General features: G+C 67.7%; 29 protein-coding genes. 25 read left to right on the top strand and 4 right to left on the bottom strand.

Features of this window, described 5'->3' with window-relative positions; all coding sequences use genetic code 11:
• The first annotated feature begins 91 nt into the window (after nucleotides 1-91).
• The 3 genes from fsa to ACZ5CM_RS12390 all read left to right on the top strand — a co-directional run bounded on the left by fsa (nucleotide 92) and on the right by ACZ5CM_RS12390 (nucleotide 2,505).
• The gene (gene fsa, locus ACZ5CM_RS12400; protein ID WP_464639083.1) at nucleotides 92-745 is read left to right on the top strand and encodes a fructose-6-phosphate aldolase; all 654 of its coding nucleotides are present in this window, start codon (nucleotides 92-94) and stop codon (nucleotides 743-745) included.
• 135 nt (nucleotides 746-880) lie between these two features.
• A complete protein-coding gene (locus ACZ5CM_RS12395; RefSeq protein ID WP_464639082.1) occupies nucleotides 881-1,588 on the top strand; it encodes a DUF484 family protein in 708 nt (235 codons plus the stop codon).
• The gene (locus ACZ5CM_RS12390) at nucleotides 1,585-2,505 is read left to right on the top strand and encodes a tyrosine recombinase XerC (RefSeq protein ID WP_464639081.1); all 921 of its coding nucleotides are present in this window, start codon (nucleotides 1,585-1,587) and stop codon (nucleotides 2,503-2,505) included. The genes ACZ5CM_RS12395 and ACZ5CM_RS12390 overlap by 4 nt, the downstream gene beginning before the upstream one ends.
• 125 nt (nucleotides 2,506-2,630) lie before the next feature.
• Here ACZ5CM_RS12390 and ACZ5CM_RS12385 read toward each other — a convergent pair whose 3' ends face one another.
• Nucleotides 2,631-2,882 (bottom strand): accessory factor UbiK family protein, encoded by a 252-nt coding sequence (locus tag ACZ5CM_RS12385; protein ID WP_464639080.1) that lies wholly within the window; start codon nucleotides 2,880-2,882, stop codon nucleotides 2,631-2,633.
• A gap of 112 nt (nucleotides 2,883-2,994) precedes the next feature.
• Here ACZ5CM_RS12385 and lgt point away from each other — a divergent pair, with 112 nt between their 5' ends.
• From lgt to ACZ5CM_RS12360, 5 genes are all read left to right on the top strand, one after another.
• A complete protein-coding gene (gene lgt / locus ACZ5CM_RS12380; RefSeq protein ID WP_464642595.1) occupies nucleotides 2,995-3,888 on the top strand; it encodes a prolipoprotein diacylglyceryl transferase in 894 nt (297 codons plus the stop codon).
• Nucleotides 3,885-4,952: a class I SAM-dependent methyltransferase gene (locus ACZ5CM_RS12375; RefSeq protein WP_464639079.1), complete on the top strand. Its 1,068-nt coding sequence runs from the start codon at nucleotides 3,885-3,887 to the stop codon at nucleotides 4,950-4,952. The genes lgt and ACZ5CM_RS12375 overlap by 4 nt, the downstream gene beginning before the upstream one ends.
• Nucleotides 4,949-5,704 (top strand): peptidoglycan editing factor PgeF, encoded by a 756-nt coding sequence (gene pgeF, locus ACZ5CM_RS12370; protein ID WP_464639078.1) that lies wholly within the window; start codon nucleotides 4,949-4,951, stop codon nucleotides 5,702-5,704. Before ACZ5CM_RS12375 ends, pgeF begins: the two co-directional genes overlap by 4 nt.
• Before the next feature lie 235 nt (nucleotides 5,705-5,939).
• Entirely contained in the window at nucleotides 5,940-6,089 is a 150-nt protein-coding gene (locus ACZ5CM_RS12365) for a hypothetical protein (protein WP_464639077.1), read from the top strand.
• A gap of 355 nt (nucleotides 6,090-6,444) precedes the next feature.
• The gene (locus ACZ5CM_RS12360) at nucleotides 6,445-7,227 is read left to right on the top strand and encodes a Hint domain-containing protein (protein WP_464639076.1); all 783 of its coding nucleotides are present in this window, start codon (nucleotides 6,445-6,447) and stop codon (nucleotides 7,225-7,227) included.
• Nucleotides 7,228-7,385: 158 nt separating this feature from the next.
• Here the strand turns inward: ACZ5CM_RS12360 and ACZ5CM_RS12355 are convergent, their stop codons facing one another.
• Nucleotides 7,386-7,886: an Lrp/AsnC family transcriptional regulator gene (locus ACZ5CM_RS12355; RefSeq protein WP_464639075.1), complete on the bottom strand. Its 501-nt coding sequence runs from the start codon at nucleotides 7,884-7,886 to the stop codon at nucleotides 7,386-7,388.
• Between the two features lie 229 nt (nucleotides 7,887-8,115).
• Here ACZ5CM_RS12355 and trxB point away from each other — a divergent pair, with 229 nt between their 5' ends.
• Nucleotides 8,116-9,063: a thioredoxin-disulfide reductase gene (gene trxB, locus ACZ5CM_RS12350; protein WP_464639074.1), complete on the top strand. Its 948-nt coding sequence runs from the start codon at nucleotides 8,116-8,118 to the stop codon at nucleotides 9,061-9,063.
• Between the two features lie 285 nt (nucleotides 9,064-9,348).
• Complete coding sequence (locus ACZ5CM_RS12345; protein WP_464639073.1) at nucleotides 9,349-11,070, top strand: bifunctional sulfate adenylyltransferase/adenylylsulfate kinase; 1,722 nt, start codon at nucleotides 9,349-9,351, stop codon at nucleotides 11,068-11,070.
• 384 nt (nucleotides 11,071-11,454) lie between these two features.
• Here ACZ5CM_RS12345 and ACZ5CM_RS12340 read toward each other — a convergent pair whose 3' ends face one another.
• Complete coding sequence (locus tag ACZ5CM_RS12340; RefSeq protein WP_464639072.1) at nucleotides 11,455-12,516, bottom strand: YeeE/YedE family protein; 1,062 nt, start codon at nucleotides 12,514-12,516, stop codon at nucleotides 11,455-11,457.
• A 280-nt stretch (nucleotides 12,517-12,796) separates the two neighbouring features.
• Between ACZ5CM_RS12340 and ACZ5CM_RS12335 the strand changes: the two genes are divergently transcribed.
• Nucleotides 12,797-13,669 carry a 50S ribosomal protein L11 methyltransferase gene (locus ACZ5CM_RS12335; RefSeq protein ID WP_464639071.1) on the top strand — a complete coding sequence of 291 codons (873 nt, stop codon included), beginning with the start codon at nucleotides 12,797-12,799 and terminating at the stop codon, nucleotides 13,667-13,669.
• Nucleotides 13,670-13,758: 89 nt separating this feature from the next.
• Complete coding sequence (locus ACZ5CM_RS12330; RefSeq protein WP_464639070.1) at nucleotides 13,759-14,121, top strand: hypothetical protein; 363 nt, start codon at nucleotides 13,759-13,761, stop codon at nucleotides 14,119-14,121.
• An 84-nt stretch (nucleotides 14,122-14,205) separates the two neighbouring features.
• On the opposite strand, the gene ACZ5CM_RS12325 is transcribed toward ACZ5CM_RS12330, so the two are convergent.
• Nucleotides 14,206-14,415 (bottom strand): DUF1127 domain-containing protein, encoded by a 210-nt coding sequence (locus tag ACZ5CM_RS12325; protein WP_464639069.1) that lies wholly within the window; start codon nucleotides 14,413-14,415, stop codon nucleotides 14,206-14,208.
• 329 nt (nucleotides 14,416-14,744) lie between these two features.
• Between ACZ5CM_RS12325 and ruvC the strand changes: the two genes are divergently transcribed.
• From ruvC to ftsH, 13 genes are all read left to right on the top strand, one after another.
• Nucleotides 14,745-15,239, top strand: a complete 495-nt coding sequence (gene ruvC / locus ACZ5CM_RS12320; RefSeq protein ID WP_464639068.1) for a crossover junction endodeoxyribonuclease RuvC — start codon at nucleotides 14,745-14,747, stop codon at nucleotides 15,237-15,239.
• 13 nt (nucleotides 15,240-15,252) lie between these two features.
• Nucleotides 15,253-15,939 carry a Holliday junction branch migration protein RuvA gene (gene ruvA / locus ACZ5CM_RS12315; protein WP_464639067.1) on the top strand — a complete coding sequence of 229 codons (687 nt, stop codon included), beginning with the start codon at nucleotides 15,253-15,255 and terminating at the stop codon, nucleotides 15,937-15,939.
• A gap of 8 nt (nucleotides 15,940-15,947) precedes the next feature.
• Nucleotides 15,948-16,967, top strand: coding sequence for a Holliday junction branch migration DNA helicase RuvB (gene ruvB / locus ACZ5CM_RS12310; RefSeq protein ID WP_464639066.1), 1,020 nt, complete (start codon nucleotides 15,948-15,950; stop codon nucleotides 16,965-16,967).
• Between the two features lie 156 nt (nucleotides 16,968-17,123).
• Complete coding sequence (locus ACZ5CM_RS12305; RefSeq protein WP_464639065.1) at nucleotides 17,124-17,747, top strand: methyltransferase domain-containing protein; 624 nt, start codon at nucleotides 17,124-17,126, stop codon at nucleotides 17,745-17,747.
• 60 nt (nucleotides 17,748-17,807) lie between these two features.
• Nucleotides 17,808-18,209: a tol-pal system-associated acyl-CoA thioesterase gene (gene ybgC, locus ACZ5CM_RS12300; protein WP_464639064.1), complete on the top strand. Its 402-nt coding sequence runs from the start codon at nucleotides 17,808-17,810 to the stop codon at nucleotides 18,207-18,209.
• Between the two features lie 101 nt (nucleotides 18,210-18,310).
• Nucleotides 18,311-19,006: a protein TolQ gene (gene tolQ / locus ACZ5CM_RS12295; RefSeq protein ID WP_464639063.1), complete on the top strand. Its 696-nt coding sequence runs from the start codon at nucleotides 18,311-18,313 to the stop codon at nucleotides 19,004-19,006.
• Nucleotides 19,007-19,009: 3 nt separating this feature from the next.
• Complete coding sequence (tolR, locus tag ACZ5CM_RS12290) at nucleotides 19,010-19,486, top strand: protein TolR (protein WP_464639062.1); 477 nt, start codon at nucleotides 19,010-19,012, stop codon at nucleotides 19,484-19,486.
• Nucleotides 19,487-19,495: 9 nt separating this feature from the next.
• Nucleotides 19,496-20,611 carry an energy transducer TonB gene (locus tag ACZ5CM_RS12285; RefSeq protein WP_464639061.1) on the top strand — a complete coding sequence of 372 codons (1,116 nt, stop codon included), beginning with the start codon at nucleotides 19,496-19,498 and terminating at the stop codon, nucleotides 20,609-20,611.
• Nucleotides 20,608-21,927, top strand: coding sequence for a Tol-Pal system beta propeller repeat protein TolB (gene tolB / locus ACZ5CM_RS12280; RefSeq protein WP_464639060.1), 1,320 nt, complete (start codon nucleotides 20,608-20,610; stop codon nucleotides 21,925-21,927). Before ACZ5CM_RS12285 ends, tolB begins: the two co-directional genes overlap by 4 nt.
• A gap of 90 nt (nucleotides 21,928-22,017) precedes the next feature.
• Nucleotides 22,018-22,503, top strand: coding sequence for a peptidoglycan-associated lipoprotein Pal (gene pal / locus ACZ5CM_RS12275; protein WP_464639059.1), 486 nt, complete (start codon nucleotides 22,018-22,020; stop codon nucleotides 22,501-22,503).
• Between the two features lie 6 nt (nucleotides 22,504-22,509).
• Nucleotides 22,510-23,331 carry a tol-pal system protein YbgF gene (gene ybgF / locus ACZ5CM_RS12270; RefSeq protein WP_464639058.1) on the top strand — a complete coding sequence of 274 codons (822 nt, stop codon included), beginning with the start codon at nucleotides 22,510-22,512 and terminating at the stop codon, nucleotides 23,329-23,331.
• Nucleotides 23,322-24,593, top strand: coding sequence for a tRNA lysidine(34) synthetase TilS (tilS, locus tag ACZ5CM_RS12265; protein WP_464639057.1), 1,272 nt, complete (start codon nucleotides 23,322-23,324; stop codon nucleotides 24,591-24,593). The genes ybgF and tilS overlap by 10 nt, the downstream gene beginning before the upstream one ends.
• 77 nt (nucleotides 24,594-24,670) lie before the next feature.
• Complete coding sequence (gene ftsH, locus ACZ5CM_RS12260) at nucleotides 24,671-26,587, top strand: ATP-dependent zinc metalloprotease FtsH (RefSeq protein WP_464639056.1); 1,917 nt, start codon at nucleotides 24,671-24,673, stop codon at nucleotides 26,585-26,587.
• The last annotated feature ends 105 nt before the right edge of the window (nucleotides 26,588-26,692 follow it).

The raw sequence follows: 26,692 nt of genomic DNA, 5'->3' as shown, positions 1-26,692 counted from the left end.
ACCGACGGGGTGGCGGCGGGGGTTTCCGCCGCTGCCCTCATGGGGTAATGCCAAGGCCGAGCAAGGCCAACCCATCAAAGGATGCGTGCAGATGAAATTCTTTGTCGATACCGCCGAAATCGACGCCATTGCCGAGCTGAACGAGCTTGGCATGGTCGATGGCGTGACCACCAACCCGTCGCTGATCCTGAAATCGGGCCGCGACATCCTGGAGGTGACGCGCGAGATCTGCGCGCTGATCGACGGCCCCGTTTCCGCCGAGGTGGTGGCGACGGAGGCGCAGGCGATGATCGCCGAGGGCCGCAAGCTGGCCGAAATCGCCCCCAACATCGCCGTCAAGGTGCCGCTGACATGGGACGGGCTGCGCGCCTGCAAGGTGCTGACCGGCGAAGGCCGGATGGTCAACGTCACGCTGTGCTTTTCCGTCAACCAGGCGATTCTGGCGGCCAAGGCCGGGGCGACCTTCGTGTCCCCCTTCATCGGGCGGCTTGATGACATCAACCTCGACGGGATGGAGCTGATTGCCGATATCCGCAGGGTCTACGACAATTACGGCTTTGACACGCAGATCCTGGCGGCCTCGATCCGCTCGGTGAACCATGTCGCCGAGAGCGCGCGGATCGGGGCCGACGTGGTCACCGCTCCGCCGGCCGTCATCCGGGCCATGGCCGGCCATCCGCTGACCGACAAGGGGCTGGCCGCCTTCCTGGCCGACTGGGAAAAGACCGGGCAGAAGATCCTCTGAGATCGTTCCGAAGCCGGGCGGCATCCTGCGCCCCGCCCGGTTTGCTGCGGAAAAAATCCCGCCACCGGGGCGATTTCTTGACCGCTCCGCCGAAAATGCGTGCTATAACCTCGCGCAAAACGAACCGAGGCAGACATGAGCAGCAGTCCGAAACTGGATGAAACCCTGCGCAGCGTGATCATTTCCCGCCCCGATGCGGTGCTGGATGACAAGGACGTGATGCATGCGCTGATCGCCGCGAACGAGAAGGCGATGGGCGGCAACATCGTCGATCTGCGCGGCATCGCGATGGAGCGGCTCGAATCCCGGCTGGACCGGCTCGAGGACACCCATCGCAGCGTGATCGCCGCCGCCTATGAAAACCTTGCCGGCACCAACCAGATCCACCGCGCGGTTCTGCGCCTGCTGGAGGCGCCGGATTTCGAGGCCTTTCTGCGCGATCTGGGCGGCGAGGTCGCCGACATCCTGCGGGTCGATGCGGTGCGCCTGGTGCTGGAATCGGCGCAGGAGACGGCGGATGGAGCGATTTCCCGGCTTGACGGCATCCTGACCGTGGCCGAGCCGGGCTTTTGCGACGACTACCTCACGCGCGGGCGTGGCGGTCCTGCGCGCGCGGTCAGCCTGCGCCAGATTCAGGACGGGTCGCCGCGCGTCTATGGCGAGGCCGCGGACTGGATCCGCTCCGAGGCCTGCCTGCGGCTGGATCTGGGGCCGGGGCGCTTGCCGGGGATGCTGGCGCTGGGGGCAGAGGACCCGCACCAGTTCACGCCTCAGCACGGCACCGACCTGCTGGCCTTCTTCGGCGGCGTGTTCGAACGCGCGATGCGCCGCTGGCTGGGATGAGCGCGATCTCGCCACATGCCGGCGATGCGTTGCGGCTGTGGCTCGAGGGGCAGCAGGCGCTGGCGGGGGCATCGGCCAACACGGTGACGGCCTATCGCGGGGATGTGGCGGAATTCCTCTCCTTCATGGCCGTGCACAAGGGGGCGCCGCAGGGGCTGGCGGCGCTGGAGCGGATCGGGGTCGGCGACATGCGGGCGTGGATGGCCCATATGCGCGGGCGCGGGATCGGCGCGCGTTCGCTGGCGCGCAAGCTTTCGGCGGTCAAGTCCTTCTATCGCTGGCTGGCCGAGCGCGAAGGCTTCGAACCCACCGCGGTCCTGTCCACGCGGGCGCCGAAGTTTCGCAGGAAACTGCCTCGTCCGCTGGCCGAGGATGCGGCAAGGGCGGTGATCGACGGGGTGGAGGTGTTCTCGGCGACGCCCTGGGTGGCGGCGCGTGACGTGGCGGTGGTCACGCTGCTCTATGGCTGCGGCCTGCGGATATCCGAGGCGCTGTCGCTGAAGGGGGCGGATGCGCCCCTGCCGGGGGTGCTCAGGATCACGGGCAAGGGCGGCAAGGAGCGCGTGGTTCCGGTGATCGATGCGGCCCGCGACGCGGTAGAGACGTATCTGCGCCTGTGCCCCTGGCCGTGCGAGGCGCAGGCGCCGCTGTTTCGCGGCGTGCGCGGCGGGGCGCTGTCGCCGCGGGCGATCCAGAAGGTCATGGCGCAGGTGCGGATGCAGCTGGGCCTGCCGGCAAGCGCCACGCCGCATGCGTTGCGCCACAGCTTTGCCACGCATCTTCTGTCCGCGGGCGGAGATCTGCGCGCGATCCAGGAGCTTCTGGGGCACGCATCGCTGTCCACCACGCAGGCGTATACGGCGGTGGACAGCGCCCGCCTGATGGAGGTTTACGAGCGCGCTCACCCGCGCGCCTGATCCCTTGTCCGTCGTCCCCTGTCCCTGCGGGGCCGCAGATCGCGCGTTCCGCGCGATGCCTCCGGCGGGGATATTTGTGGCCAGAAAAAGAGCCGGGTTGTGCAGGGGATGCCCTTGGCGGCGGGTCAGTCCTTGCCGAGTTTTTCTTCGAGCGCCTTGATCCGGGCCTCGAGGGCTGCGTTTTCCTCGCGCGCCTTGCGGGCCATTTCGCGCACCGCGTCGAATTCCTCGCGGGTCACAAAGTCGTGACCGGCCAGCCAGCGGTCGAGCATCGACTTCATGGCGGTTTCGGCCTCTTCCCGCGCGCCCTGGGCCACGCCCATCGCGTTGGTCATCAGTTGCGAGATGTCGTCGAGAATTCGGTTGCGGGTCTGCATGGCAGGGTCTCCGGTATGGGATGTTGCCCCCTGTATGCGCCAGGGCGCCGATCACGGCAAGGTCAACCGGGCAGTGTTGACTTGAAGCTTCGGGGAGGCCATGTCTGCCGCCATGCAGGCAGCCATCCGTTTCCCCGATATCTCGCCCGAACTCTTCTCGATCACGATTTTCGGGATGGAGTTCGCCCTGCGCTGGTACGCGCTGGGCTACATCTTCGGCCTTCTCATCGCGTGGCGCCTTGCCTTGCGCGCGGTTCGCCGGGCCGATCTGTGGCCGGGCGGCGCGCCGCCGATGACGGACCGGCAGATCGAGGATCTTCTGACCTGGATCATCATCGGCGTGATCGCGGGCGGGCGGCTTGGCTTCGTGCTGTTCTACCAGCCGGGCTATTACCTGGCCAATCCGGCCGAGATCCTCATGGTCTGGCGGGGCGGCATGTCGTTCCATGGCGGGTTCCTCGGGGTGGTGATCGCCGCCTGGATCTATACCGGACGGCACGGGATTCCCCGGCTGGCGGCGGCCGACATGATCGCCCATACGGTTGCGCCGGGCCTGTTTCTGGTCCGCATCGCCAATTTCATCAATGCCGAGCTTTGGGGGCGCCCCACCGATCTGCCATGGGGGGTGATCTTTCCGGGGGCGGCGGCCCAGTTCTGCCCCGGGGTCGAGGGGCTTTGCGCGCGCCATCCCTCGCAGCTTTACGAGGCGGCACTCGAGGGAATCGTGCTGGGGGCGGTGTTGCTGTGGCTGGTCTATCGCCGCGGGGCGCTGAAGCGCCCGGGCCTTGTTCTTGGCGTCTTCCTTGCCGGGTATGGCATCGCCCGTTTCCTGGTCGAGTTCGTTCGCCAGCCGGATGCGCAGTTCATTTCCCCCGGCAACCCGCTGGGGCTTGCCTTCCAGATCAACGGCTATGGCCTGACCATGGGGCAGGCGCTGTCGCTGCCGATGATCGCGGTCGGGCTGTGGTTTGTCCTGCGCGCGCGCCGTCAATCCGAAGCTGCATGAGCCTGCGCGACGAGCTGATCGCCCGGATCCGCGCGGGCGGTCCCGTCAGCCTGGCCGACTACATGGCCGAGTGCCTTCTGCACCCGGTGCATGGCTATTACGTCACCCGCGACCCTCTGGGGGCTGCGGGCGATTTCACCACCTCGCCGGAAATCAGCCAGATGTTCGGAGAGCTGATCGGCCTGGCGCTGGCGCAGTGCTGGCTGGATCAGGGCCGCCCTTCCCCCTTCACCCTGGCCGAGCTGGGCCCCGGACGGGGAACGCTCATGGCCGATCTTCTGCGCGCCGCGCGGGCCGTGCCCGGTTTCCTCGACGCTGCCCGGGTCGCGCTGGTCGAGGTCTCGCCGGCGCTGCGTGCGGAGCAGGCGCGCAGGCTTGGCAGCCATGATCCGCAATGGTTTGACGATGCCTCCCGGCTGCCCGAGGGGCCGCTTTTTCTGGTTGCCAACGAGTTCTTCGACGCCCTGCCGATCCGGCAGTTCGTCCGCTCCGGCACGGGCTGGTCCGAGCGGCTCGTGGGGCTGAGCGGTGATGCGCTGGGCTTCGGACTGGCGCCTCCGGCAGCGGTGCCGGCGCTGGCCCATCGCCTGGCCGACACCCGCGAAGGCGACGTGGTCGAGATCCGCCCCGGCGCCGGGCCGATAATGGCGCAGCTGGCGATGCGAATCTCCCGTCATGGCGGCGCGGCGCTGATCGTCGATTACGGCGGCTGGCGGTCGCTGGGCGATACCTTTCAGGCGCTGAAGGGGCACCGGTTCGCCGACCCGCTGGAAGAGCCCGGCCGGGCCGACCTGACGGCGCATGTGGATTTCGAGGCTCTGGCCCGGGCGGCAGCAGAGGCGGGAAGCGCCCATGGCCGCCTGACCCCGCAGGGGGTTTTCCTCGAACGGCTGGGGATTGCCGCCCGGGCGCAGGCGTTGGCCCGCGCGCTGGACGGGGACAGGCTGGAGGCCCATCTGGCCGCATATCGCCGGTTGACGCACCCCGACGAAATGGGAAACCTGTTCAAGGTGCTCGGCCTTCATCCGCCGGGTGCCACCCCACCGCCCGGACTGGACCCATGACGCTGGAAATCCTCACCTCGGATCGGCTTTCCCCGTTGCGACACGGGTTTTTCACCCGTCGGGGCGGGGCCTCGTCGGGCATCTTCGAGGGGCTGAACTGCGGACCGGGTTCCTCCGATCAGGCGGAGGCGGTCGCGCTCAACCGCCGGCGGGTGGCCGAGGCGCTGGAGGTGGCGCCGGAAGACCTGGTCGCCCTGCATCAGGTGCATTCCGCCCGGGTGATCGAGGTCACCGGCCCGATGGAGGGCCGCCCGCAGGCCGATGCGATGGTGACCGCGACGCCGGGGCTGGCGCTGACGATCCTCACCGCCGATTGCCAGCCGGTGCTGTTTGCCGATCATGCTGCCGGGGTGATCGGCGCCGCCCATGCCGGATGGCGCGGCGCGCTGGATGGTGTGCTGGAGGCGACGGTCGAGGCGATGGAGGCGCTGGGGGCACGGCGCGACAGGATCGTGGCCGTGATCGGGCCGGCGATCTCGCAGCAGGCCTACGAGGTCGGGCCTGAACTCATGGCCAGTTTCGTCGCCGACGATCCCGGGAACGTGCGCTTCTTCGCGCCCGGAAAGGACGGCCGGTACCATTTCGACCTGCCCGGCCACGGGCTCGACCGTCTGCGCCGGGCGGGGGTGGGGCGGGCGGAATGGACCGGCCATTGCACCTATTCCGATCCCCGGCGGTTCTTCTCATACCGCCGAAGCGTGCACCGGGGTGAGGCCGATTACGGACGGCTGCTGTCGGCCATCCGCCTCTGAACCGGCCGGGTTCCTGCCGCAACCTTGTCCGATACCCCGTTCGGCACATGGCCCGCTACATGGTTCGGTTCGGGGCGCCTGGCCCGGAATTTCCCCCAACCGGCCCAAACTCTGCCGCAATGCTTCGCGAGTCTGAACCCGGGCAAGACGCGGACCGCAACACGGGCAGGCGCCTCGGCCCGGCAACAACCGGCCCGATAACCGGATCGACCAAGACTGGCAGGAGCATCAAATCATGAAGACCGGAACCCGTTTCATCAAGTCGGTGATCAAGACCGCGAAATCCTGCGATACGCCCATGCCCTGGGCGCGCGGTTCGCGCCGGGCCGGATTCGTCGTCCGCCGCCGTGGTTCTTCCGAAAAGGCTTCGCTGCGCTCGGCCTGACAATCCTCCACTCTGGCAGCGGCACCCTGTTGTCGCGCGGCGTTGAACGGTCCCGGCCGGAGGCAGCGTGTGTCGACCGGGAGCGATAGGCCGTCCCGCCCGGTTCGGGTGGGGCGGCATCTTCTGACTGATTCCCGGCGAATTGTGGCAGGACTGTTCATGCTGCGTGAAAGATCGGATTCGGTGCGGGGGACTGGTGACGGATTCGCGGACAGTATTGGCCGAATTTTGACAATTGCGGCGGGAATTGGACATGATTTGGGTACTTCAGATGCTGACAACTTCAAAACCTGTCCGTCTGTCGTTGTCGGTGGGGGCCGACGCGGATGTGACCCGACCTGGAAGGGCATGACCGATGGCGATCCCCCACACGCTCGTTCGCGCGGCGCGCAACGCAATCGAGACCAGCGCCATTCTCAAGGATCCGGCTGCCATGCGCAGCCCGAACCGGCCGCAGCTTCGTCGCTGCCGTATCGCTGCGCTTGGCGAGAAGGGGCAGATCATCGAGCATACCCATATCACGCCGGTCCTGCCGCTGTTCGAGAACGCCTTCTGCGCCTTCTCGCGCGGTTCGCTGATCGAAACCGAATCGGGGCCGATGGCGATCGAGGACATCATGCCCGGCGACCGGGTCGTGACCCGTGACGGTCCGGCCCTGCCGGTGATGTGGAAAGGATCGACGCAGGTCTTGCCGGGGCGGCCGGATGCCTCGGGCCGAAGCGTTGCGCTGACCCGCATCATGTCCGACAGTTTCGGGATCGAGCGGCCGATGTCCTCCATCATCGCCGGCCCGGCCGCGCGGATCCTGCGCACGCCGGGGCATTTGCGCCGGATATTGGGAAGTGCGCCGACGCTGGTTCCGGTCTCCGAATTCGTCGATGGCCTGAGCGTGATCGAGACCGCCCCGCCGACTCCGGTCGAGCTGTATCATCTCTGCCTCGAGCGGCACGCGGTGATCCGGGTTTCGGGGCTGGAATTCGAGACCTACCACCCCGGCATCAATGCGCTGCGCATGACCAGCCACGCGATGAAGTCATTGTTTCTGAGCCTGTTTCCGCATGTGGGCGATGCGGCCGATTTCGGGCCGCTGGCCTGTCCGCGCGCGGGTGATGCAACCCCCGTACCGCTGACTGCCTGAAGCGCGCCGGCCTCCGGGCGGCCGGTGGCGGGAGGGGGCGGAGCAGGGGGCTCTGCCCCCTCCGGGCCTGCGGCCCGTTCACCCCCGGAGTATTTGGAAGCAAGAGGAAGAGGCGGGGGGCGTAGTGCGGGAGGCGGTCGGGCGATCGCGCTGCGGGGTCAGGGGGCGCGGCCGAGGCGTTCTTCGAGAACGTCGAAGGGCACGCCCGGTTCGTCCTTGGCGTCGCGGATCACCAGCGAAGTCTTGACGGAGGCGACGTTGGGGGCGGTCAGCAGCTCTCCGGTCAGGAAGCTCTGGAAGCTGGAGAGGTCCGGTGCCACGCATTTGAGGATGAAATCCACCTCGCCGTTGAGCATGTGGCATTCGCGCACCAGCGGCCAGTTGCGGCAGCGCTCCTCGAAGGCGCTGAGAGCCGATTCGGCCTGGTTGTCCAGCCCGACCATCACGAAGACCTGCACCTCGAAGCCCAGCGCGCGGGCGTTGATGTCGGCGTGATAGCCGCGGATCAGCCCCGATTCCTCGAGCGCGCGCACCCGTCGCAGGCAGGGAGGCGCCGATATGCCCACGCGTCTGGCAAGTTCCACATTGGTCATCCGGCCATCAGCCTGAAGCTCGGCCAGAATTTTTCGGTCAATCGGGTCCAGTCGTGAGGCGACCATTTCAGGCTCCCAGAATTTTGCGTTTCTTATAGCAGCGCCCCGAGCGTGCGCAACAATGTTTCACTGCGGCGCAACAATCTTGTTCGCGCGCCGGTGCCGGGCGTCATGCGGCAGGATGGGGGGTTTCCGCCGCCGGCCGGGGTGTCTATATCCACGCCGCAATGCCGCAAATGCGGCCCCGCTGCGATCTTCCGATCGGCCGGGCCGTGCCAGACGAATGGGGGACATCATGGCCGACACGCGTCACACGAAGGTTCTGATCATCGGCTCGGGCCCGGCCGGCTACACGGCGGGCATCTATGCCGCGCGCGCCATGCTCGAACCCGTTCTGGTTCAGGGGATGGAGCCGGGCGGGCAGCTGACCATGACGACCGAGGTGGAAAACTATCCCGGCTTTGTCGAGGTGCAGGGCCCGGATCTGATGATGAAGATGCAGGAGCATGCGCAAGCCACCGGCTGCGAGATCGTATCCGACATCATCACCGCGCTGGATCTGTCGCAGCGGCCCTTCCGTGCCAGCGGTGACAGTGGCACCGTCTATTCCGCCGATGCGGTGATCCTCGCCACCGGGGCGCGGGCGAAATGGCTGGGGCTGCCCTCCGAGGAGAAGTTCAAGGGCCACGGCGTCAGTGCCTGCGCCACCTGCGACGGATTCTTCTATCGCGGCGAGGAGATCGTGGTGGTCGGTGGCGGCAACACGGCGGTGGAAGAGGCGCTGTTCCTGACCAAGTTCGCCTCGAAGGTGACGCTGATCCACCGCCGCGACGAGTTGCGCGCCGAAAAGGTGTTGCAGGAGCGCCTGTTCCGCAACCCGAAGATCGAACCGCTGTGGTTCCACACGCTGGAAGAGGTGCTGGGTTCGGAGGATCCGCTGGCGGTGACGGGCGTGAAGGTCAGGAACGTGAAGACGGGTGACGTGACCGAAATCCCCTGCAAGGGGGTGTTCATTGCCATCGGTCACGCGCCGGCCAGCGAACTGGTCAGGGACCAGTTGGAGACCCATATGGGCGGTTACGTGAAGGTCGAGCCGGGTTCGACCCGGACCTCGGTTCCCGGCGTGTTTGCGGCCGGTGACCTGACCGATCACGTCTATCGCCAGGCGGTGACCAGCGCGGGCATGGGGTGCATGGCGGCGCTGGATGCCGAGGCCTTTCTGGCGGCCGAAGAGGCCGGTTGAGGGGCGGCAGGGGGCTCTGCCCCCTCCGGGCCTGCGGCCCGTTCACCCCCGGAGTATTTGAGGCAAGAGGAAGGGCGGGGCCGCGTGCGTGCGGGCGGAGATCGTCTGCCTCCGGATCGGCGCGTCTCGGGGAAAACGGTGTGCTTTGGTGCCGCGGGGCGTGACATCATCCCGATTTTCGCCGTTTTTTGCCGGCCCAACTGGACATTTTCCCCGTTCAGCGGCTATGCCCCCGCGTGATCGGGCCGGCAGGGTCCGCGATACGGGCAACCTGAGAGATTTGACATGACGATGCTTGCGAACCTCGCTCCGATCTCGGAGCTTTATGTTTCCTATGATTCCGCCCAGAAACTGAAGGCCGAGGCCGCCGGTCTGAAAAGCCACGATCTGACCCCCCGCCAGATCTGCGACCTGGAACTGCTGATGAATGGCGGGTTCAATCCGCTCAAGGGGTTCCTGAGCGAGGAGGACTACGACAGCGTCGTTGAAACCATGCGCCTTGCCGACGGCACGCTGTGGCCGATGCCGATCACGCTGGACGTGTCCAGGGAATTTGCCGAAAGCATCGAGATCGGCGAGGACATCGCCCTGCGCGACCAGGAGGGGGTAATCCTGGCAACCATGACCGTCACCGACCGCTGGGTGCCGGACAAGGCGCGCGAGGCCGATAAGGTCTTTGGCGCCGATGATGTGGCCCATCCGGCGGTGAACTATCTGCACAATACCGCCGGCAAGGTCTATCTGGGCGGGCCGGTGGTCGGCATCCAGCCGCCCGTGCATTACGATTTCAAGGCCCGCCGCGACACCCCGAACGAGTTGCGCGCCTATTTCCGCAAGCTGGGCTGGCGCCGCATCGTCGCCTTCCAGACCCGGAACCCGCTGCACCGGGCGCACCAGGAACTGACCTTCCGCGCCGCCCGCGAGGCCCAGGCCAACCTGCTGATCCATCCGGTGGTGGGACTGACCAAGCCCGGCGACGTGGACCATTTCACCCGCGTGCGCTGCTACGAGGCGGTGCTGGACAAGTATCCGGCGGCCACCACCACCATGAGCCTGCTCAACCTGGCCATGCGCATGGCCGGCCCGCGCGAGGCGGTCTGGCACGGCATCATCCGCCGCAATCACGGTTGCACCCATTTCATCGTCGGGCGCGACCATGCCGGACCCGGCAAGAACTCGGCCGGCGAGGATTTCTACGGCCCCTATGATGCCCAGGAGCTGTTCCGCCAGCACCAGGAGGAAATCGGCATCGAGATGGTGCCCTTCAAGCACATGGTCTATGTGCAGGAACGCGCCCAGTACGAGCCGGCCGACGAGATCCCCGACCGCGACAAGGTGACGATCCTGAACATTTCGGGGACCGAGCTGCGCCGCCGGCTGCGCGAGGGGCTGGAGATCCCCGAGTGGTTTTCCTTCCCCGAGGTGGTCGAGCAGCTGCGCCGCCGCTATCCGCCGCGCAGCCAGCAGGGCTTCACCGTGTTCTTCACCGGCTTTTCGGGCTCGGGAAAATCGACCATTGCCAATGCGCTGATGATCAAGCTGATGGAGATGGGCGGGCGGCCGGTGACGCTGCTCGATGGCGATGTGGTGCGCAAGAACCTGTCGTCCGAGCTGGGCTTTTCCAAGGAGCATCGCGATCTCAACATCCGCCGGATCGGCTTTGTCGCCGCCGAGATCACCAAGAACGGCGGCATCGCCATCTGTGCGCCGATCGCCCCCTATGCCGCCACCCGCCGCGCCGTGCGCGAGGAGATCGAGCAGTATGGCGCCTTCGTCGAGGTCCATGTGGCGACCAGCCTCGAAGAGTGCGAACGGCGCGACCGCAAGGGCCTCTACAAGCTGGCGCGCGAGGGCAAGATCAAGGAGTTCACCGGCATCTCGGACCCCTATGACGTGCCGGAAAACCCAGAACTGCGGCTCGATACCGAGAATGTCGAGGTCGATCACTGCGCCCACCAGGTGCTGCTCAAGCTCGAAAGCATGGGGCTGATCGCCGGCAGCTACTGAGCGGGACGCGACGGGCCGGCCGCTGACGGACCCGGGCCAGGAACGGCAGGCGGGGAGGGGGCGCTGCCCCCTCTTGCCCCATGCCGGGGCAATTCACCCCCGGAGTACTTCCGGCAAGAGGAAGGAAGGGGGGCGTTGTCATGATTTCCGCCTCCCGGTAACGGCAATCCTTTTCATCCTGCGGGCATGGCGGTCTTCATGGCCGGCTCAAGGCACTTGCGCCCGGGCATGCACCCGCCCCCGCAACCGCACAGCCTTGGCAAAAGGCTTTCCGGAAAGGCGCGGCAACACCCCTTCCTTCCTCTTGCCCCCAAATACTCCGGGGGTGAACGGGCCACAGGCCCGGAGGGGGCAGCGCCCCCTCGCCGGACACGGGTGCCCCTCTCAGGCGGGCAGGGCCTCGGGGCCACGGTCGAGCAGGAAATCCGTGGCCATCGCCCCGACCCACATGCTGAACAGCGCCAGCCACGCGGTGCCGACAAGGATCGAGGTGCCGGTGACGCCGGCGCCGATCGCGCATCCCCCCGCCAGCATGCCGCCAAAGCCCATCAGGGCCGCCCCGACCATGGAGCGGCGCATGGGTGTGACTCCGCTGAAGGCCTGGAATTTCAGCTCCCGCGTGAGCAGCGCGGCGAGGAAGGCGCCCAGGAAGACTCCGGGGATCAGGCCGATGTCGAAGCGCAGCAGCGGGTTGCTGTCAAGCACGAACATCAGCATGTTGGCCGAGGGGCCTGTGAAGGTGATGCTGTTGACCTGAACCGGCTCGAAGGAGACCTGCGCCAGCGCATAGGTCAGCACCCAGCCCACCGCAACCGAAAAGCCCACGCCCGAGGCGAAGACCAGCCGCGAAGGGCCGATCCGGTTGGCGCGGGCCAGCACCAGCGCAAGGGCCGCGATGGCGCCTCCGGTTGCCAGCCCGCCCCATGACGGCAGCCCCAGCGCCACCAGAAGATCGAGGTTGTGCCCGCCCGATGTCACCCACATCCCGGCCAGCGCGTTGCGCAGCGGCGCGAGCATCCCGTGCAGGCTCATCTGCGCGACGACCGCGAAGATCAGCCCGGACACGATCGAGCGCAGGTTCCCCGTCGCCGCCAGCACCAGAAGCCGCCCCGAGCAGCCCCGCGTCAGGATCATGCCGACGCCGAACAGAAGCCCGCCGATGATCGCGCCCGACCAGCTTCCCGGTACGGCCATCATGCGCGCCTCGTCGCTGTCCATGAGACCGGCCAGCCGCGCCGCCTGCACCCAGACCAGCGCGGTGGAAAAGGTCAGCAACCAAACGGCAACCGAACTGCCCATCCGGCCGCGGGCGAATTCGACCGTCGCCGCGCGCAGGCAGAAGCGCGACCTTTGCGCGGCCACGCCGAACATGACGCCGGCGATCAGGCCGAACAGGGCGGCGGTATTGCCTTCTCCCAACCGGTCGAGCAGTGCAATCAGGTCCATGACACCCTTTCCATGCCGGGGGACTTCGGCCCGTGGATAGACGTGCGCGCGGGGGCATGCCTTGACCAAAGTCATAAACATTCCGGTAACGGCATGTGACATTTCGTAGCCGCTGCCGGCTTGACCTCGTGCCGCCACGCCCCTAGAGCATGTCGCGTTCATTCACATTCGCACGACATGCTCCAGCCCCTTGTTTTCGCATGTCCGAGAAGCTCAAAACCGGTTCTCACTTTTGAGCGACATGCTCTTGGCGCATGGCGAACCGGACCGGAGATGCCTGATGCCGACCTTCACTGCACTGACGACGCTGAAAGGAAAACCTGCGGCGCAGGCGCTGGGCGAGGCGCTGGAGCGCATGCAGGTGCCTCCCGACGGTGTCGGCGTGTTCGAGATGGAGGACGGCTCGGGCCTGTGGGAAGTGGGCGCCTATTTCACCGCCCGTCCCGACGAGGCGGCGCTTGCGGTGCTGGCGGCGGCCTTCGATGCGGCCCCTTTCGTGGTGTCGGAGCTGCCGGAAACCGACTGGGTCGCGCATGTCCGGCGCGAACTGGCCCCGGTCAGGGCCGGGCGGTTCTTCGTCTATGGCAGCCACGATGCGGACAAGGTGCCGCCGGGCGTGGAGCCGCTGCTGATCGAGGCGGCGATGGCCTTCGGCACCGGTCATCACGGAACCACACTGGGCTGTCTGCGGGTGCTCGACCGGCTGATCGACCGCGGGTTCGTGGCCGCGCGGGTGGCCGATATCGGCTGCGGGACGGCGGTGCTGGCCATGGCCGCGGCGCGGGTCTGGGACGGGGTGTTCATCGCCGGCGACATTGACCCGGTGGCGGTCGAGGTGGCCCGGGCCAACCTGGCGGCCAACGGCCTGGAGGGGCGCGTCGGGTGTGTCGAGGCCGCGGGTTTCAATCACCCCGTTCTTGCCGGCAATGCGCCTTTCGACCTGATCTTCGCCAACATCCTGAAGGGCCCGCTGGTGGCGCTCGCGCCCGACCTGGTCAGACATCTTCGGCCGGGCGGGCAGGCGATCCTTTCGGGGATTCTGGCCGAACAGGCCGACGAGGTGGCGCAGGTCTATGCGCGCGAGGGAGCCGGCGAGGTCGCGCGCGAGCAGATCGGCGACTGGGTGACGCTGCATCTTGCCCGGTCGGCATGAATCCTCCGCAATGTGGCGCGAATGTGGCGCCTGCCCATTTTCCGCCGGAAACGGGGGGTAGGGTGGCGGCCTGATCGGGCGGGGGCTGCATGGACACGGGTCGCCGGATGGATCGGGGTCAGCTTGAATTTGCCGAACGCCTGCGCCGACTGGGGTGCAAGCATGGTGCGATGGCACATGGCCATGTGCCTCACCTGCGCGCCGATGGCCTGATCATTCCGCGGCCGCGCCGGGCACGGCGGCGTTTCTCCCTCGGGCCGCTTCTCTTCGGCATTTTCGCGCTGCTGCTGTTCAAGGGGATCTTCCTGTTCTATCTGGGGCCGGCGGATTATGCCGACCGCCTGGCGCGGCTGGAACGGGGAAGCGTCATCGAACGGGCCGGCGCGCGGGTGATGCGTCCCGATCCCGTCTCGGAGTGGATCGCGGCGCGGATCCGCTCGGGCCTGCGCTGAGCGCGACAAGAAAAACGGCGCCGCGCGAGCTGTGTCACGCGGCGCCGGCTTCGCCCTCGGGGAGGAGGAACAAGGGCGGAAGGTTCAGCGGGTCAGCCGGCCGGTGGCGATCGCATCGATGTCGCCGCGGGTCAGGCCGATGTCCTCAAGCTCCCGATCGGTCAGCGCCGACAGGGCCTTGCGGGTCTTGCGGGCGTCGTTCCACGCGGCGACCGTGCCGGCAAGAGATGCAAAGACGGAGCCGATGCGGCCGACGAGGCCGTGACCGGTGTGGGTGGTTTCAATCGCAGCCATATCCGTGTCCTCTGGGTTGGGGGTGTGCACTGGTATCGTTCCCGGCGCGATCTAGTGGGCGTTTCGGCAACCGACAAGCGCAGGTATTGCAAGGTCCGTATGCGATGCCTGCATGGCTCTTCACGCAGGTTTCAGTCTTGAAATGAAACCGGAAAACCCGTTCCCGGAATGTCGTTTTCTGCACCGCAGCATGTCGTTTTCGGATCATTTGCCGCCCGGATTCGGGTTCGGCCGGAGATCGCGCCGGTGGGCAAAACGGTTGGATCATGTTCGCCTTTCGTGCTAGTGCATCGAAAAAGCGACATTTCGGGCAGGGTCAGGGGCAGTCCATGCGCATCATCGGCATCGATCCGGGACTTCGCACCCTTGGCTGGGGCGTGATCGAATCACGGGGCAGCCGCCTCGGCCATGTGGCCAACGGGCAGCTGAGCCCGACCGGTGCCGATCTGGCGGCGCGGCTGTTGTCGCTTCACGTGCAGTTGCGGGAAATCGTTGCCTGCCATGCTCCCGACTGCGCCGCGATCGAACAGACCTTCGTGAACAAGGACGGCGCCGGGACGCTGAAGCTGGGGCAGGCCCGGGGTGTGGCGCTGCTGACGCTGGCTCAGGCGGGGCTGCCGGTGGGGGAATATGCGCCCAACAGGGTGAAGAAGACGGTGGTCGGGGTGGGGCATGCCGACAAGGTGCAGGTGCAGCACATGGTGCGGCTGCAGCTGCCCGGCTGCGAACCGGCGGGGGCGGATGCGGCGGATGCGCTCGCCATCGCCATCTGCCACGCCTATTACGGGGGCGGGCGGCAAAGGCTGCGCGAGGTCGGGACATGATCGGCAGGTTGACATGATCGGAAGGTTGACGGGGCGGCTGGATTACCGGGCATCGGATCATGTCCTGATCGACGTGCACGGCGTCGGCTATATCGTCCACTGCTCGGAGCGGACACTGGCGGTGCTGCCCGGCCCGGGCGAGGCGGTGTCGCTTTATACCGATCTGGTGGTGCGCGAGGATCTGATGCAGCTGTTCGGCTTCACCAGCCTTGCCGAAAAGGAATGGCACCGCCTTCTGATGGGGGTGCAGGGGGTGGGGGCGAAGGTGTCGCTGGCCATTCTGGGCGCGCTGGGGCCCGACGGGGTGAGCCGCGCGATCGCCCTGGGCGACTGGGCCGCGGTCAAGGCGGCCAAGGGGGTCGGGCCGAAGCTGGCGCAGCGCATCGTGCTGGATCTGAAGGACAAGGCGCCTTCGGTGATGGCGATGGGGGACAGCGGCGGCGATTCGATGCAGGTGTCTTCCGGCGACGTGATCGAACGAGCGGCCGACCCGGTGGCCTCGTCCGCGGCCGCGCCCCGGACCCGCCCGGGCCGGGCGTCGGTGAGTGCGCAGGCCGATGCCCTGTCGGCGCTGGGCAATCTGGGATACGCGCCGGGCGAGGCGGCGGCGGCGGTGGCCGAGGCGGCCGGCGTCGATCCGGGGGCGGATGCGCCGGCGCTGATCCGTGCGGCATTGAAGCTGCTGGCGCCGAAAGGGTAGGCTGAGACATGACCGGAAGCGACCCGACCCTGCGCCCCGATCCGCTGCCCGAGGACAACGACCGCGCGCTGCGTCCGCAGGTTCTGGACGAATTCATCGGGCAGGCCGAGGCCCGGGCCAATCTGCGCGTCTTCATCGAAAGCGCCCGGCGCCGGGGCGAGGCGATGGATCACACGCTGTTTCACGGCCCCCCCGGTCTGGGCAAGACCACGCTGGCGCAGATCATGGCGCGCGAACTGGGGGTGAATTTCCGCATGACCTCGGGGCCGGTTCTGGCCCGCGCCGGCGATCTGGCGGCGATCCTGACCAATCTCGAGGCCCGCGACGTGCTGTTCATCGACGAGATCCACCGCCTCAACCCGGCGGTGGAGGAGGTGCTCTATCCCGCGCTGGAGGATTTCGAGCTGGATCTGGTCATCGGCGAGGGCCCGGCCGCGCGCACCGTTCGGATCGAGTTGCAGCCCTTCACGCTGGTGGGGGCGACGACACGGATGGGGCTGTTGACGACGCCGTTGCGCGACCGCTTCGGCATCCCCACGCGGCTGCAGTTCTACACGGTGGACGAGCTGCACGAGATCGTCACCCGCAACGCCCGCAAGCTGGGCGTGGCGGCGGATGCCGATGGCGTGCGCGAGATCGCCCGCCGCGCGCGCGGGACGCCACGCATTGCCGGGCGCCTGCTGCGCCGGGTGGTGGATTTCGCGGTGGTGGAGGGCGACGGGAAGATCACCCGGGCGCTGGCCGATGATGCGCTGACCCGGCTGGGGGTGGATCATCTGGGCCTGGATGGCGGCGACCGGCGCTATCTGCGGCTGATCGCCGAAAACTATGGCGGCGGGCCGGTGGGGATCGAGACGCTTTCGGCGGCGCTGAGCGAAAGCCGCGATGCGCTGGAGGAGGTGATCGAGCCGTTCCTTCTGCAGCAGGGGTTGATCCAGCGCACCCCGCGCGGGCGGATGCTGGCGCAGAAGGCGTGGGCGCATCTGGGGCTGCCGGTGCCCAGGCGGCAGGACGATCTTTTTGCCTGAGAGGGCGGGAGCGCTCTTTCATGCCTCCGGCGGGAGTATTTGGGGCAAGAGGAAGTCCATATCGGGATTGCGGCGGCGGATCCTGTCGTTCGGGGCGCGCGCGGTTTCGGGCCCGGGCGGATCTGATGGCCGGGTTTGGTCAAGGGAGGGCTGGTCATGTCGGATGCACGGCATTGGGACAGGGTGTACGGAAACCGCGACGAGGAGGAATTGACATGGTTCGAGGCCCGGCCCGAACCGTCATTTTCTCTGGTCACCGGGCTGGCCGGGCCGGAGGATGCCGTTGTTGACGTGGGGGGCGGCGCGTCGCGGCTGGTCGATGCGCTGCTGGAGGCGGGGTATCGGGATCTGACGGTGCTGGATCTGTCGGAGCGGGCGATCGAACTTGCGCGGGCGCGGCTGGGTGCGCGGGCGAGGGCGGTGACGTGGGTCGTGGCGGATGTGACCCGCTGGCGTCCGGCCCGGCATTACCGGTTGTGGCATGACCGGGCGGTGTTTCATTTCCTGATCGGCGAGGGGGATCGCGCGGCTTATGTGGCAGCGATGGCAACGGCTGTGGCGCCGGGGGGACACGCGGTGATCGCGATCTTCGCCGATGACGGGCCGGAGCGGTGTTCGGGGCTGCCGGTGGTGCGCTATGCGCCTCGGGCGCTGGCGGCCGAGCTGGAGCGTCATGCGCCGGGGATCTTCCGGGCCGAGAGGTGGTTGCGGCACGATCACGTCACCCCGCGCGGGGCGGTGCAGAAGTTCCAGGTTTCGGTGTTCCGCCGCGTCGCGTGATTGCCGTCTTGCCGGGGCCGGGCGAAGCTGATTGAGTGCGGCGCGAGCGTTGCGGGGAGCATGGGCAAGATGGTCGTTCACACCTATCCGGTTCAGGTTTTCTATGAAGACACCGACATGGCCGGCATCGTCTATCACGCCAACTATCTGCGCTATATCGAGCGGGCCCGCTCGGACTGGGTGCGCAGTCTGGGCAACGATCAGAATGCCATGCGCGCGGCGGGCATCGTCTGGGTGGTGCGGCGGATCGAGGCCGACTACATCTCGGCCGCGAAATTCGAGGACCAGCTGCTGGTCGAGACCTCGATCGCCTCGATGACCAATGTGCGGCTGGTGATGGACCAGCTGGTGACGCGCGCGGGCCAGCCGATCTTTCGTGCCCGCGTCACGGCGGTGTGCATGAACAGCGCCGGAAAGCCGGTGCGCCTGCCGGCAGAGATTCGCGCATTGCAGGACGGGTAGGGAATCGGCGCCTCGGTTGCGGTGGCAATCCGCCCCGAACTGGGATAGGGTCTGCCCGGACAAGGCCGGCGGAAAACGGCCGCTGAACAAAGAGCAGGCAGATGGAAGCAGAAACTCTGACGCTGGCCCAGGGGATCGATTTCTCCCTTTGGGGGTTGTTCGCGCGCGCGACGCTCACGGTGAAGTTCGTGGTGATCGTGTTGCTGCTGTCGTCGTTCTGGTCCTGGGCGATCATCATCCAGAAGATCATCACCTATCGGGCCGCCCGGCGCGAGGCCGAAAGTTTCGACCGCGCCTTCTGGTCCGGCGAGCCCCTGGACCAGCTGTTCGAGCAGATCGGGCCGCAGCCGGCGGGCAGTTCGCGGCGCATCTTTGCTGCCGGCATGACCGAGTGGCGCCGCTCGCATCGCAATGATGGCGGGCTGATTGCCGGGGCGCAGGCCCGCATCGACCGGTCGATGGACGTGGCCATCGCCAAGGAGGCCGATTTCCTGCAGCGCGGGTTGACGGTGCTGGCGACAATCGGTTCGACCGCCCCCTTCGTCGGCCTGTTCGGGACGGTCTGGGGGATCATGAACGCGTTCATCGAGATCGCCCAGCAGCAGAACACCAACCTGGCCGTCGTCGCTCCTGGCATTGCCGAGGCGCTGATGGCCACCGCGCTTGGCCTTCTGGCGGCGATTCCGGCGGTGGTGTTCTACAACAAGTTCAGCGCCGACAGCGACCGCATCGTGGCCGGTTACGAGGCCTTCGCCGACGAGTTTGCGACGATCCTGTCGCGGCAGCTGGACGCCTGAGCCATGGGCGCGGGGATCCAGCCGGGAACGGGGGGCACGAGCCGCCGGCGCCGCGACCGGCATCGCCGGACGCGGCCGATGTCGGAAATCAACATCACCCCATTCGTGGACGTGGTCCTGGTGCTGCTCATCATCTTCATGGTGGCGGCGCCGCTGATGACCGTGGGCGTGCCGGTGAAGCTGCCGAAAACCGCCGCTTCGGCCCTGCCCGGCGACCGGGAAGAGCCGCTGACCGTGACCATCACCGCCAGCGGCGAGGTGCAGATCCAGACCACGCCGGTTTCGCGCGACACGCTGGTGGCCAAGCTGCGCGCCATCGCGGCGGAACGGGAAGGCGACCGCGTCTACCTGCGCGCCGACGGCTCCATCCCCTACGAGGTGGTGATGCAGGTGATGGGGGCGCTGAATGCGGGCGGGTTTTCCAACGTGGGTCTCGTGACCGATACCGGGGGCCCGACCCTGGACGGGCAGGACGAGTGAGGCGGGGCGGTGCAGACCGGCACCAAGATTTCGGCGATCGCGCATCTGGCCCTGGTCGGCTGGGCGGTGTTCGGCGCATCGCTTGAACCCGAACCGCTGCCCTTCGAGGTCAGCGACGTGTCGATCGTCACCGCCGAGGAATTTGCCGCCCTGACCGCCGAACCGGCGGTTCCCGACCTGGCGCCGCAGCCGCTCGCCCCGTCGCCGCCCGGCGCGGCCACCGATACCCCCGATGTTGCCGCCCCGGCCGAGGCGCCACCCGACCGGACCCGGCCCGACCCGGCCCCCGAACCGGTGGCCGAGGATACCCCGGCCCCGGCCGCTGATCTGTCCGGCCCCGAGGCACCGCCCGAGGACGCCCCGCCGCTGCCCCCCGTTCTGGAAGAGCCCGACCGCGAGGTCGCCGTTCTCACGCCCTCGCCTCTGGCTCGGCCCAGGTCGCGCCCGGCGGACCGGGTCGCGCCGCAGCCGGTCGCCCCGCCCCCGCCCGATGCGCGGCCGGACGAGGTTGCCTCCCCCGCCGTTGTGCCGGACGAGACCGGCGAGACCGAACGCCCCGAGCAGCAGCAGACCGCGCCAGAGGCGGCCACCGACCGGATCGTGACCGAGGCCGAGAAGGGGCGCGAGGTGGCCCCGGCGCAGTCGCTTCGCCCCCGCGCGCGCCCGGCGCGCCCGGTGGCGGTCGCGAAGGAAAAGGAAAGGCCGGCGCCGAAACCGCCGGCGGACACGCGCAAGGCGGTCAACGCGGCGCTGGCCGAGGCGCTGGGCGGCGCCGCCCCGTCGCCTGCGGCACCCCTTGGCCCGCCGCTGACCGCCGGCGAAAGGGAGGCGCTTCGCCTTGCCGTGTCGCAATGCTGGAACGTGGGGTCGCTGTCGTCCCAGGCGCTGCGCACGACCGTGGTCGTCTCGGTGTCGATGAAACGGGACGGCAAGCCGGAGATCGGCAGCATCCGGATGCTGTCGAGCCAGGGGGGAACGGCTGCGGCGGCGAGGCAGGCCTTCGAGGCCGCGCGGCGCGCGATCATCCGCTGCGGGGCGAGCGGCTACAGGCTGCCTCTCGAAAAATACGACCAGTGGCGCGATATTGAGATTACATTCAACCCGGAAAGGATGCGGATCAAATGACGAAGTATCTGGTGGGGGTTCTTCTGGGCATGGTTCTGGCGGCGGCCCCGGCGCTGGCGCAGAACGGGCCGCTCAGGATCGAGATCACCGAGGGCGTGATCGAACCGATGCCCTACGCGGTTCCCGAATTCGTGCCCGACAGCCCGGCGGCGGCGGAGTACGCCCGCAACATCACGCAGGTGATCCTGTCCGATCTGACGGGAACCGGCCTGTTCCGGGACATTCCGGCCTCGGCCCAGATCGGCAAGGTGACGGATTTCAATGCGCCGGTGCAGTTTGCCGACTGGAAGGCGGTCAATGCGCAGGCGCTGGTGACCGGGGCGGTGTCGCTTTCGGGGTCGAGGCTGACCGTGCGGTTCCGCCTGTGGGACGTGTTCGCGGGGACCGAGCTGGGCAACGGCCTGCAGTTCGCCGGCCCGGCCGACGGCTGGCGGCGCATGGCGCACAAGGTTGCCGATACGGTTTACAGCCGGATCACGGGCGAGGGGGCCTATTTCGATACCCGCGTGGTGTTCGTTGCCGAAACCGGGCCCAAGAACGACCGGCGCAAGCGGCTTGCGATCATGGATTACGACGGCGCCAACCTGCAATACCTGACCGACAGTTCCGCGATCGTGCTGGCGCCGCGGTTCTCGCCCACCGGCGACCGGGTGCTCTACACCAGCTACGAAAGCGGCCTGCCGCGCATCTACGTGATGGATGTGGGCAAGGTCCGGCGCCGGGTGCTGCCGACGCTGGAAGGCACGATGAGCTTTTCCCCGCGCTTTTCGCCCGATGGCAGGACGGTGGTCTATTCGATGACGCAGGGCGGCAATACCGACCTTTATGCCATGAACATCGCCACCGGCAGGAGCGTGCGGCTGACCAACGCGCCATCGATCGAGACGGCGCCCAGCTTTTCCCCCGACGGGTCGCGGATCGTGTTCGAAAGCGACCGCTCGGGCACCCAGCAGCTCTACATCATGCCGGCGACGGGGGGCGAGGCACGGCGGATCAGTTTCGGCAAGGGGCGCTACGGCACGCCGGTCTGGTCGCCACGCGGCGATCTGATCGCCTTCACCAAGCAGAACAAGGGCCGCTTTCATATCGGCGTGATGCGCACCGACGGCAGCGAGGAGCGCCTGCTGACGGCGTCGTTCCTCGACGAGGGGCCGACCTGGGCGCCGAACGGGCGGGTCATCATGTTCACCCGCGAAACCCAGGGCGCGAACGGGCGGTCGTCGCTTTACACGGTGGACATCACGGGGCGAAACCTGCGTCAGCTGCGCACCCCCGACGGCGCCACCGACCCCTCGTGGTCGCCGTTGCAGAAGTGATCGCGCGGGGGCGGGCCCGGCAAGTTTCCTTGCCGCGCCGGCTGTGGTAAGAACGGGACAACGAGACGACGAAAAGGACGAGGCAACGGCATGAACATTCTGGGCAAGATTTCGGCGGTCTTCGCCGTCATGACGCTGGCGGCCTGCGCCGGCGGCACGGGAGGCGGCGATTCCGGCTATGCCGGCAACGCGGCGGCGGGCGATCCCACCTCGCCGGTCTATTTCCAGCAGGCGATCGGGGACCGGGTCTTCTTCGCGGTGGACCAGTCCACCCTGTCGGACGAGGCGCGGGCGACGCTCGAGGCGCAGGCTCGATGGCTGATCAGCAATCCCGACTACACGGCGGTGATCGAGGGCCATGCCGACGAGCGCGGCACGCGCGAATACAACCTCGCGCTGGGGGCGCGGCGGGCCAACGCGGCGCGGGAATTCCTGATCTCGCGCGGGGTGGCGCCGAACCGGCTGACCACGATCAGCTATGGCAAGGAGCGCCCGGTGGAAATCTGCAGCAGCGAAAGCTGCTATTCCAAGAACCGGCGCGCGGTGACCGTTCTGGCATCGGATCTGACGGGCTGACACGACATGCGCGGGATCGTTGTGACGCTGATCTGCGTGCTCGCATTCGGGGCCGTGCCGGCGATGGCGCAGGATCGGGGGCAGACCCTGGCGGACATCCGCCAGGAACTGACCGTTCTTTACGTGGAAATGCAGCGCCTGAAGCGTGAACTTTCCACCACCGGCGCGCCGATGGCCAATCTCGCGCAGACCGATATCTTCGACCGCGTGGCCGCGATCGAGGCCGAATTGCAGCGCCTGACCGCCGAGACCGAGCAGCTGAGCTATCGCATCGACCGGATCGTGAAGGACGGCACCAACCGGATCGGCGATCTCGAATTCCGGTTGGTGGAACTGGAAGGCGGCGATGTGAGCAAGCTTGGCGAAACCACCACGCTGGGCGGCGATCCCGACATGCCGCTTCCGCTGGATGGCAGCGACGGGCAGGGGCCGGAGATGGAACTCGCGGTCGGCGAGCAGGCCGATTTCGATGCTGCGAACAAGGCGCTGGAAGAGGGCGACTATCAGACGGCGATCGATCTTTTCACGCGGTTCGACGCGGCCTATCCGGGCAGCCCGCTGGCGCCGCAGGCCAATCTTGCCCGCGGCCGGGCCCTGGCGGCGCTGGGCAACACCCGCGAAGCGGCCCGGGCCTATCTGGCCAGTTTCACCGGCGACCCGGCGGGCGTCACGGCGCCCGAGGCGCTGTACGAACTGGGTGCGGCGCTGGGGCAGCTTGGCCAGACCGCCCAGGCTTGCATCACGCTGGGAGAGGTGGGCGCGCGCTTCCCCTCGTCGGACGCGGTTTCCCGCGCCCGGGAGGAGATGGACGCGCTGGGATGCTCCTGACCCCCGAGGACGCCGCGATCGTCCGCCGGGTCTGCGGCGCCTTCATCGATGCCCCGCAAAGGCGGATCGGCATTGCCGTGTCGGGGGGTGGCGATTCGGTGGCGCTCATGCACATTCTGGCCCGGGGGCTGGGGGAGAGAGCGGATTTCCACCTGTTCGCGGCCACCGTCGATCACGGCCTGCGCGCGGCGGCCGCGGCTGAGGCCCGCGCCGTGGCCGCGCTGGCCGGCCGGCTGGGCATTGCGCACGACATCCTTGAATGGCGGGGATGGGACGGTGCCGGCAACCTCCAGGCAAGGGCGCGTGCGGCGCGCTATGAGCTTCTGGCCGAATGGGCGCGCCGCCGCCGGGTCGAGGTGCTGGCGCTGGGGCACACGGCCGACGATCAGGCCGAGACGGTCCTGATGCGGCTGGCCCGTTCTTCCGGCGTGACCGGGCTTGCCGCGATGGCGCCCGAGCGCAGGCAGGACGGATTGATCCTGCGCCGGCCGCTTCTGGGGCTGCGCCGGGCCGAGTTGCGCGACTACCTGCGCCGCAACGATGTACCCTGGGCCGAGGATCCGGGCAACGAGGACACCGCCTTCAACCGCATCCGCGCGCGCCGCGCGCTGGAGGTTCTGGCGCCTGTGGGCATCACCGTCGAGGCGCTGGCGGGTGTGGCGCGGAACATGCGCGCGGCGCGCGAGGCCATTGAATGGCACGCATTGCAGGCCGCCCGCGATCTGGTGCGGCTTGATGGCGGCGATCTTCTGTTCGACCTGTCGGGCTTTTGCGATCTGCCCGGCGAGACAGCCAGGCTGCTTCTGGTCAGGGCGGTGCAATGGATCGGCGGGTGTGAATACCCGCCTCGGAGCCAGCCGGTGGCTGCCGCCCTGGCGGCTGTGCGGGCGGGTGAAACGGTGACGCTTGCAGGCTGCCTTCTGCGCCGCGAGGGGGGCGGCACGCTGCGCATCTGCCGCGAACATGCCGCTGTCGCCGGCCTGCGGACCTCCGTGGGCGAGATCTGGGACCGCCGCTGGAGGCTCACGCGCGCGGGCGGGGCCGAAGCGGGGCTGGAAGTCGGTGCGCTCGGCCCCGAAGGGCTGGCCGCGGTGGCGGATTGGCGCGCATGCGGGCGGCCGCGGTGGTCACTGCTGGCCTCGCCGGCGGTGTGGCGGGGAGACGAACTGATCGCCGCCCCGCTGGCCGGAATGGCCGATGGCTGGCGGGCGGAACCCTGCGCAGGCGCCGGAGACTTCTTCGCCACGATTTTATCGCATTGAACCTGCCCCCAGTATCACTATTTTAGAAGCCTGCAGGCCATTTTTCCCCCGTGGCCGGAATTCTGGGAGACTTCTTCTTGGGCAACGCACGCAACATCGCCTTCTGGGTCGTTCTGTTCCTTCTGGTTCTGGCGCTCTTCAACCTGTTCAGCGGCTCGGGCGGGACGCTGCAGAGCCGCGAGATCACATTCTCCGATTTCGTCAGCGCGGTGAACGAGGGCAAGGTCGCCCAGGTCACGCTGGATGGCGAACAGGTCCGCTTCCGCACCAAGGACGGACAGGACTTCGTGACCATCAGGCCCGAAGATGCACAGATCACTGACCTGCTGCTGGAAAAGAACATTCCCCTGCGCGCCGAAAAGCAGGAACAGTCGGGGTTTCAATCCTTCATCATGACCCTTCTGCCCTTCCTGCTGCTGATCGGGGTGTGGATCTATTTCATGAACCGGATGCAGGGCGGCGGAAAGGGCGGGGCGATGGGCTTCGGCAAGAGCCGGGCCAAGCTGCTGACCGAGAAGCATGGCCGCGTGACCTTCGACGATGTGGCCGGAATCGACGAGGCCAAGGAAGAGCTTGAGGAAATCGTCGAGTTCCTGCGCAACCCGCAGAAGTTTTCGCGCCTTGGCGGCAAGATCCCCAAGGGGGCGCTGCTGGTGGGGCCGCCGGGCACCGGCAAGACACTGCTGGCGCGGGCCATTGCCGGCGAGGCAGGCGTGCCCTTCTTCACCATCTCGGGTTCCGATTTCGTGGAAATGTTCGTGGGCGTGGGCGCCTCGCGCGTGCGCGACATGTTCGAACAGGCCAAGAAGAACGCGCCCTGCATCGTCTTCATCGACGAGATCGACGCCGTGGGCCGCCACCGCGGTGCCGGCTATGGCGGCGGCAATGACGAGCGCGAGCAGACGCTGAACCAGCTTCTGGTGGAAATGGACGGCTTCGAGAGCAACGAAGGGGTCATCATCCTGGCGGCGACCAACCGCAAGGACGTGCTCGACCCGGCGCTTTTGCGCCCCGGCCGCTTCGACCGGCAGGTGACGGTGGGCAATCCCGACATCAAGGGGCGCGAAAAGATCCTTCAGGTGCATGCGCGCAAGGTGCCGCTGGGGCCGGATGTGGATCTGCGCATCATCGCCCGCGGCACGCCCGGCTTCTCGGGCGCCGATCTTGCCAACCTGGTGAACGAGGCGGCGCTGATGGCCGCCCGCACCGGCAAGCGTTTTGTCACCATGGAGGATTTCGAGAGCGCCAAGGACAAGGTGATGATGGGGGCCGAGCGGCGCTCGATGGTGCTGACCGCCGAGCAGAAGGAAAAGACCGCCTGGCACGAGGCCGGCCACGCGGTTGTCGGTCACCTTCTGCCGCTGTGCGATCCGGTCTACAAGGCGACGATCATCCCGCGCGGCGGCGCGCTGGGCATGGTGGTCAGCCTGCCCGAGATGGACCGGCTGAACTGGCACAAGGACGAGTGTGAACAGAAGCTGGCCATGACCATGGCCGGCAAGGCCGCCGAGATCATCAAGTACGGCGAGGATCACGTCTCGAACGGGCCGGCCGGCGACATCCAGCAGGCCAGCCAGCTGGCCCGCGCCATGGTGATGCGCTGGGGCATGTCGGAAAAGGTGGGCAATATCGACTATGCCGAGGCGCATGAGGGCTACCAGGGAACGACCGCCGGCTTCTCGGTGTCTGCCCATACCAAGGAGCTGATCGAGGAAGAGGTCAAGCGTTTCATCCAGGAAGGCTATGAACGCGCCTACCAGCTGCTGACCGAGCACAGGGAAGAGTGGGAGCGCCTGGCCGAGGGGCTTCTGGAATACGAGACCCTGACCGGGGAAGAGATCGAACGGGTGATGCGGGGCGAGCCGCCCCATTCCGACGATGACGAGGGCAGCAAGCCGGATCAGGGAGCGGTGACCAGCGTCGCCTCGATCCCCCGGACCAGGCCCCGCAAGTCGCCGCCCAAGGGCGGGATGGAGCCCGAGCCCACCGCCTGACGGGCGGTGCCGGACACGACACCCCCGGAGCCTGCGCTCCGGGGGTTTTTCTTGCGGCTGCGGGCGGGCCGGGCCGAAGACGGAACCTGCCCGTTTCCGATCCGG

The sequence above is a fragment of the Piezobacter thermophilus genome, from assembly GCF_055386745.1.
The sequence above is the reverse complement of the archived record's forward strand: the minus strand, read 5'-3'. Positions and strand labels throughout refer to the sequence as shown.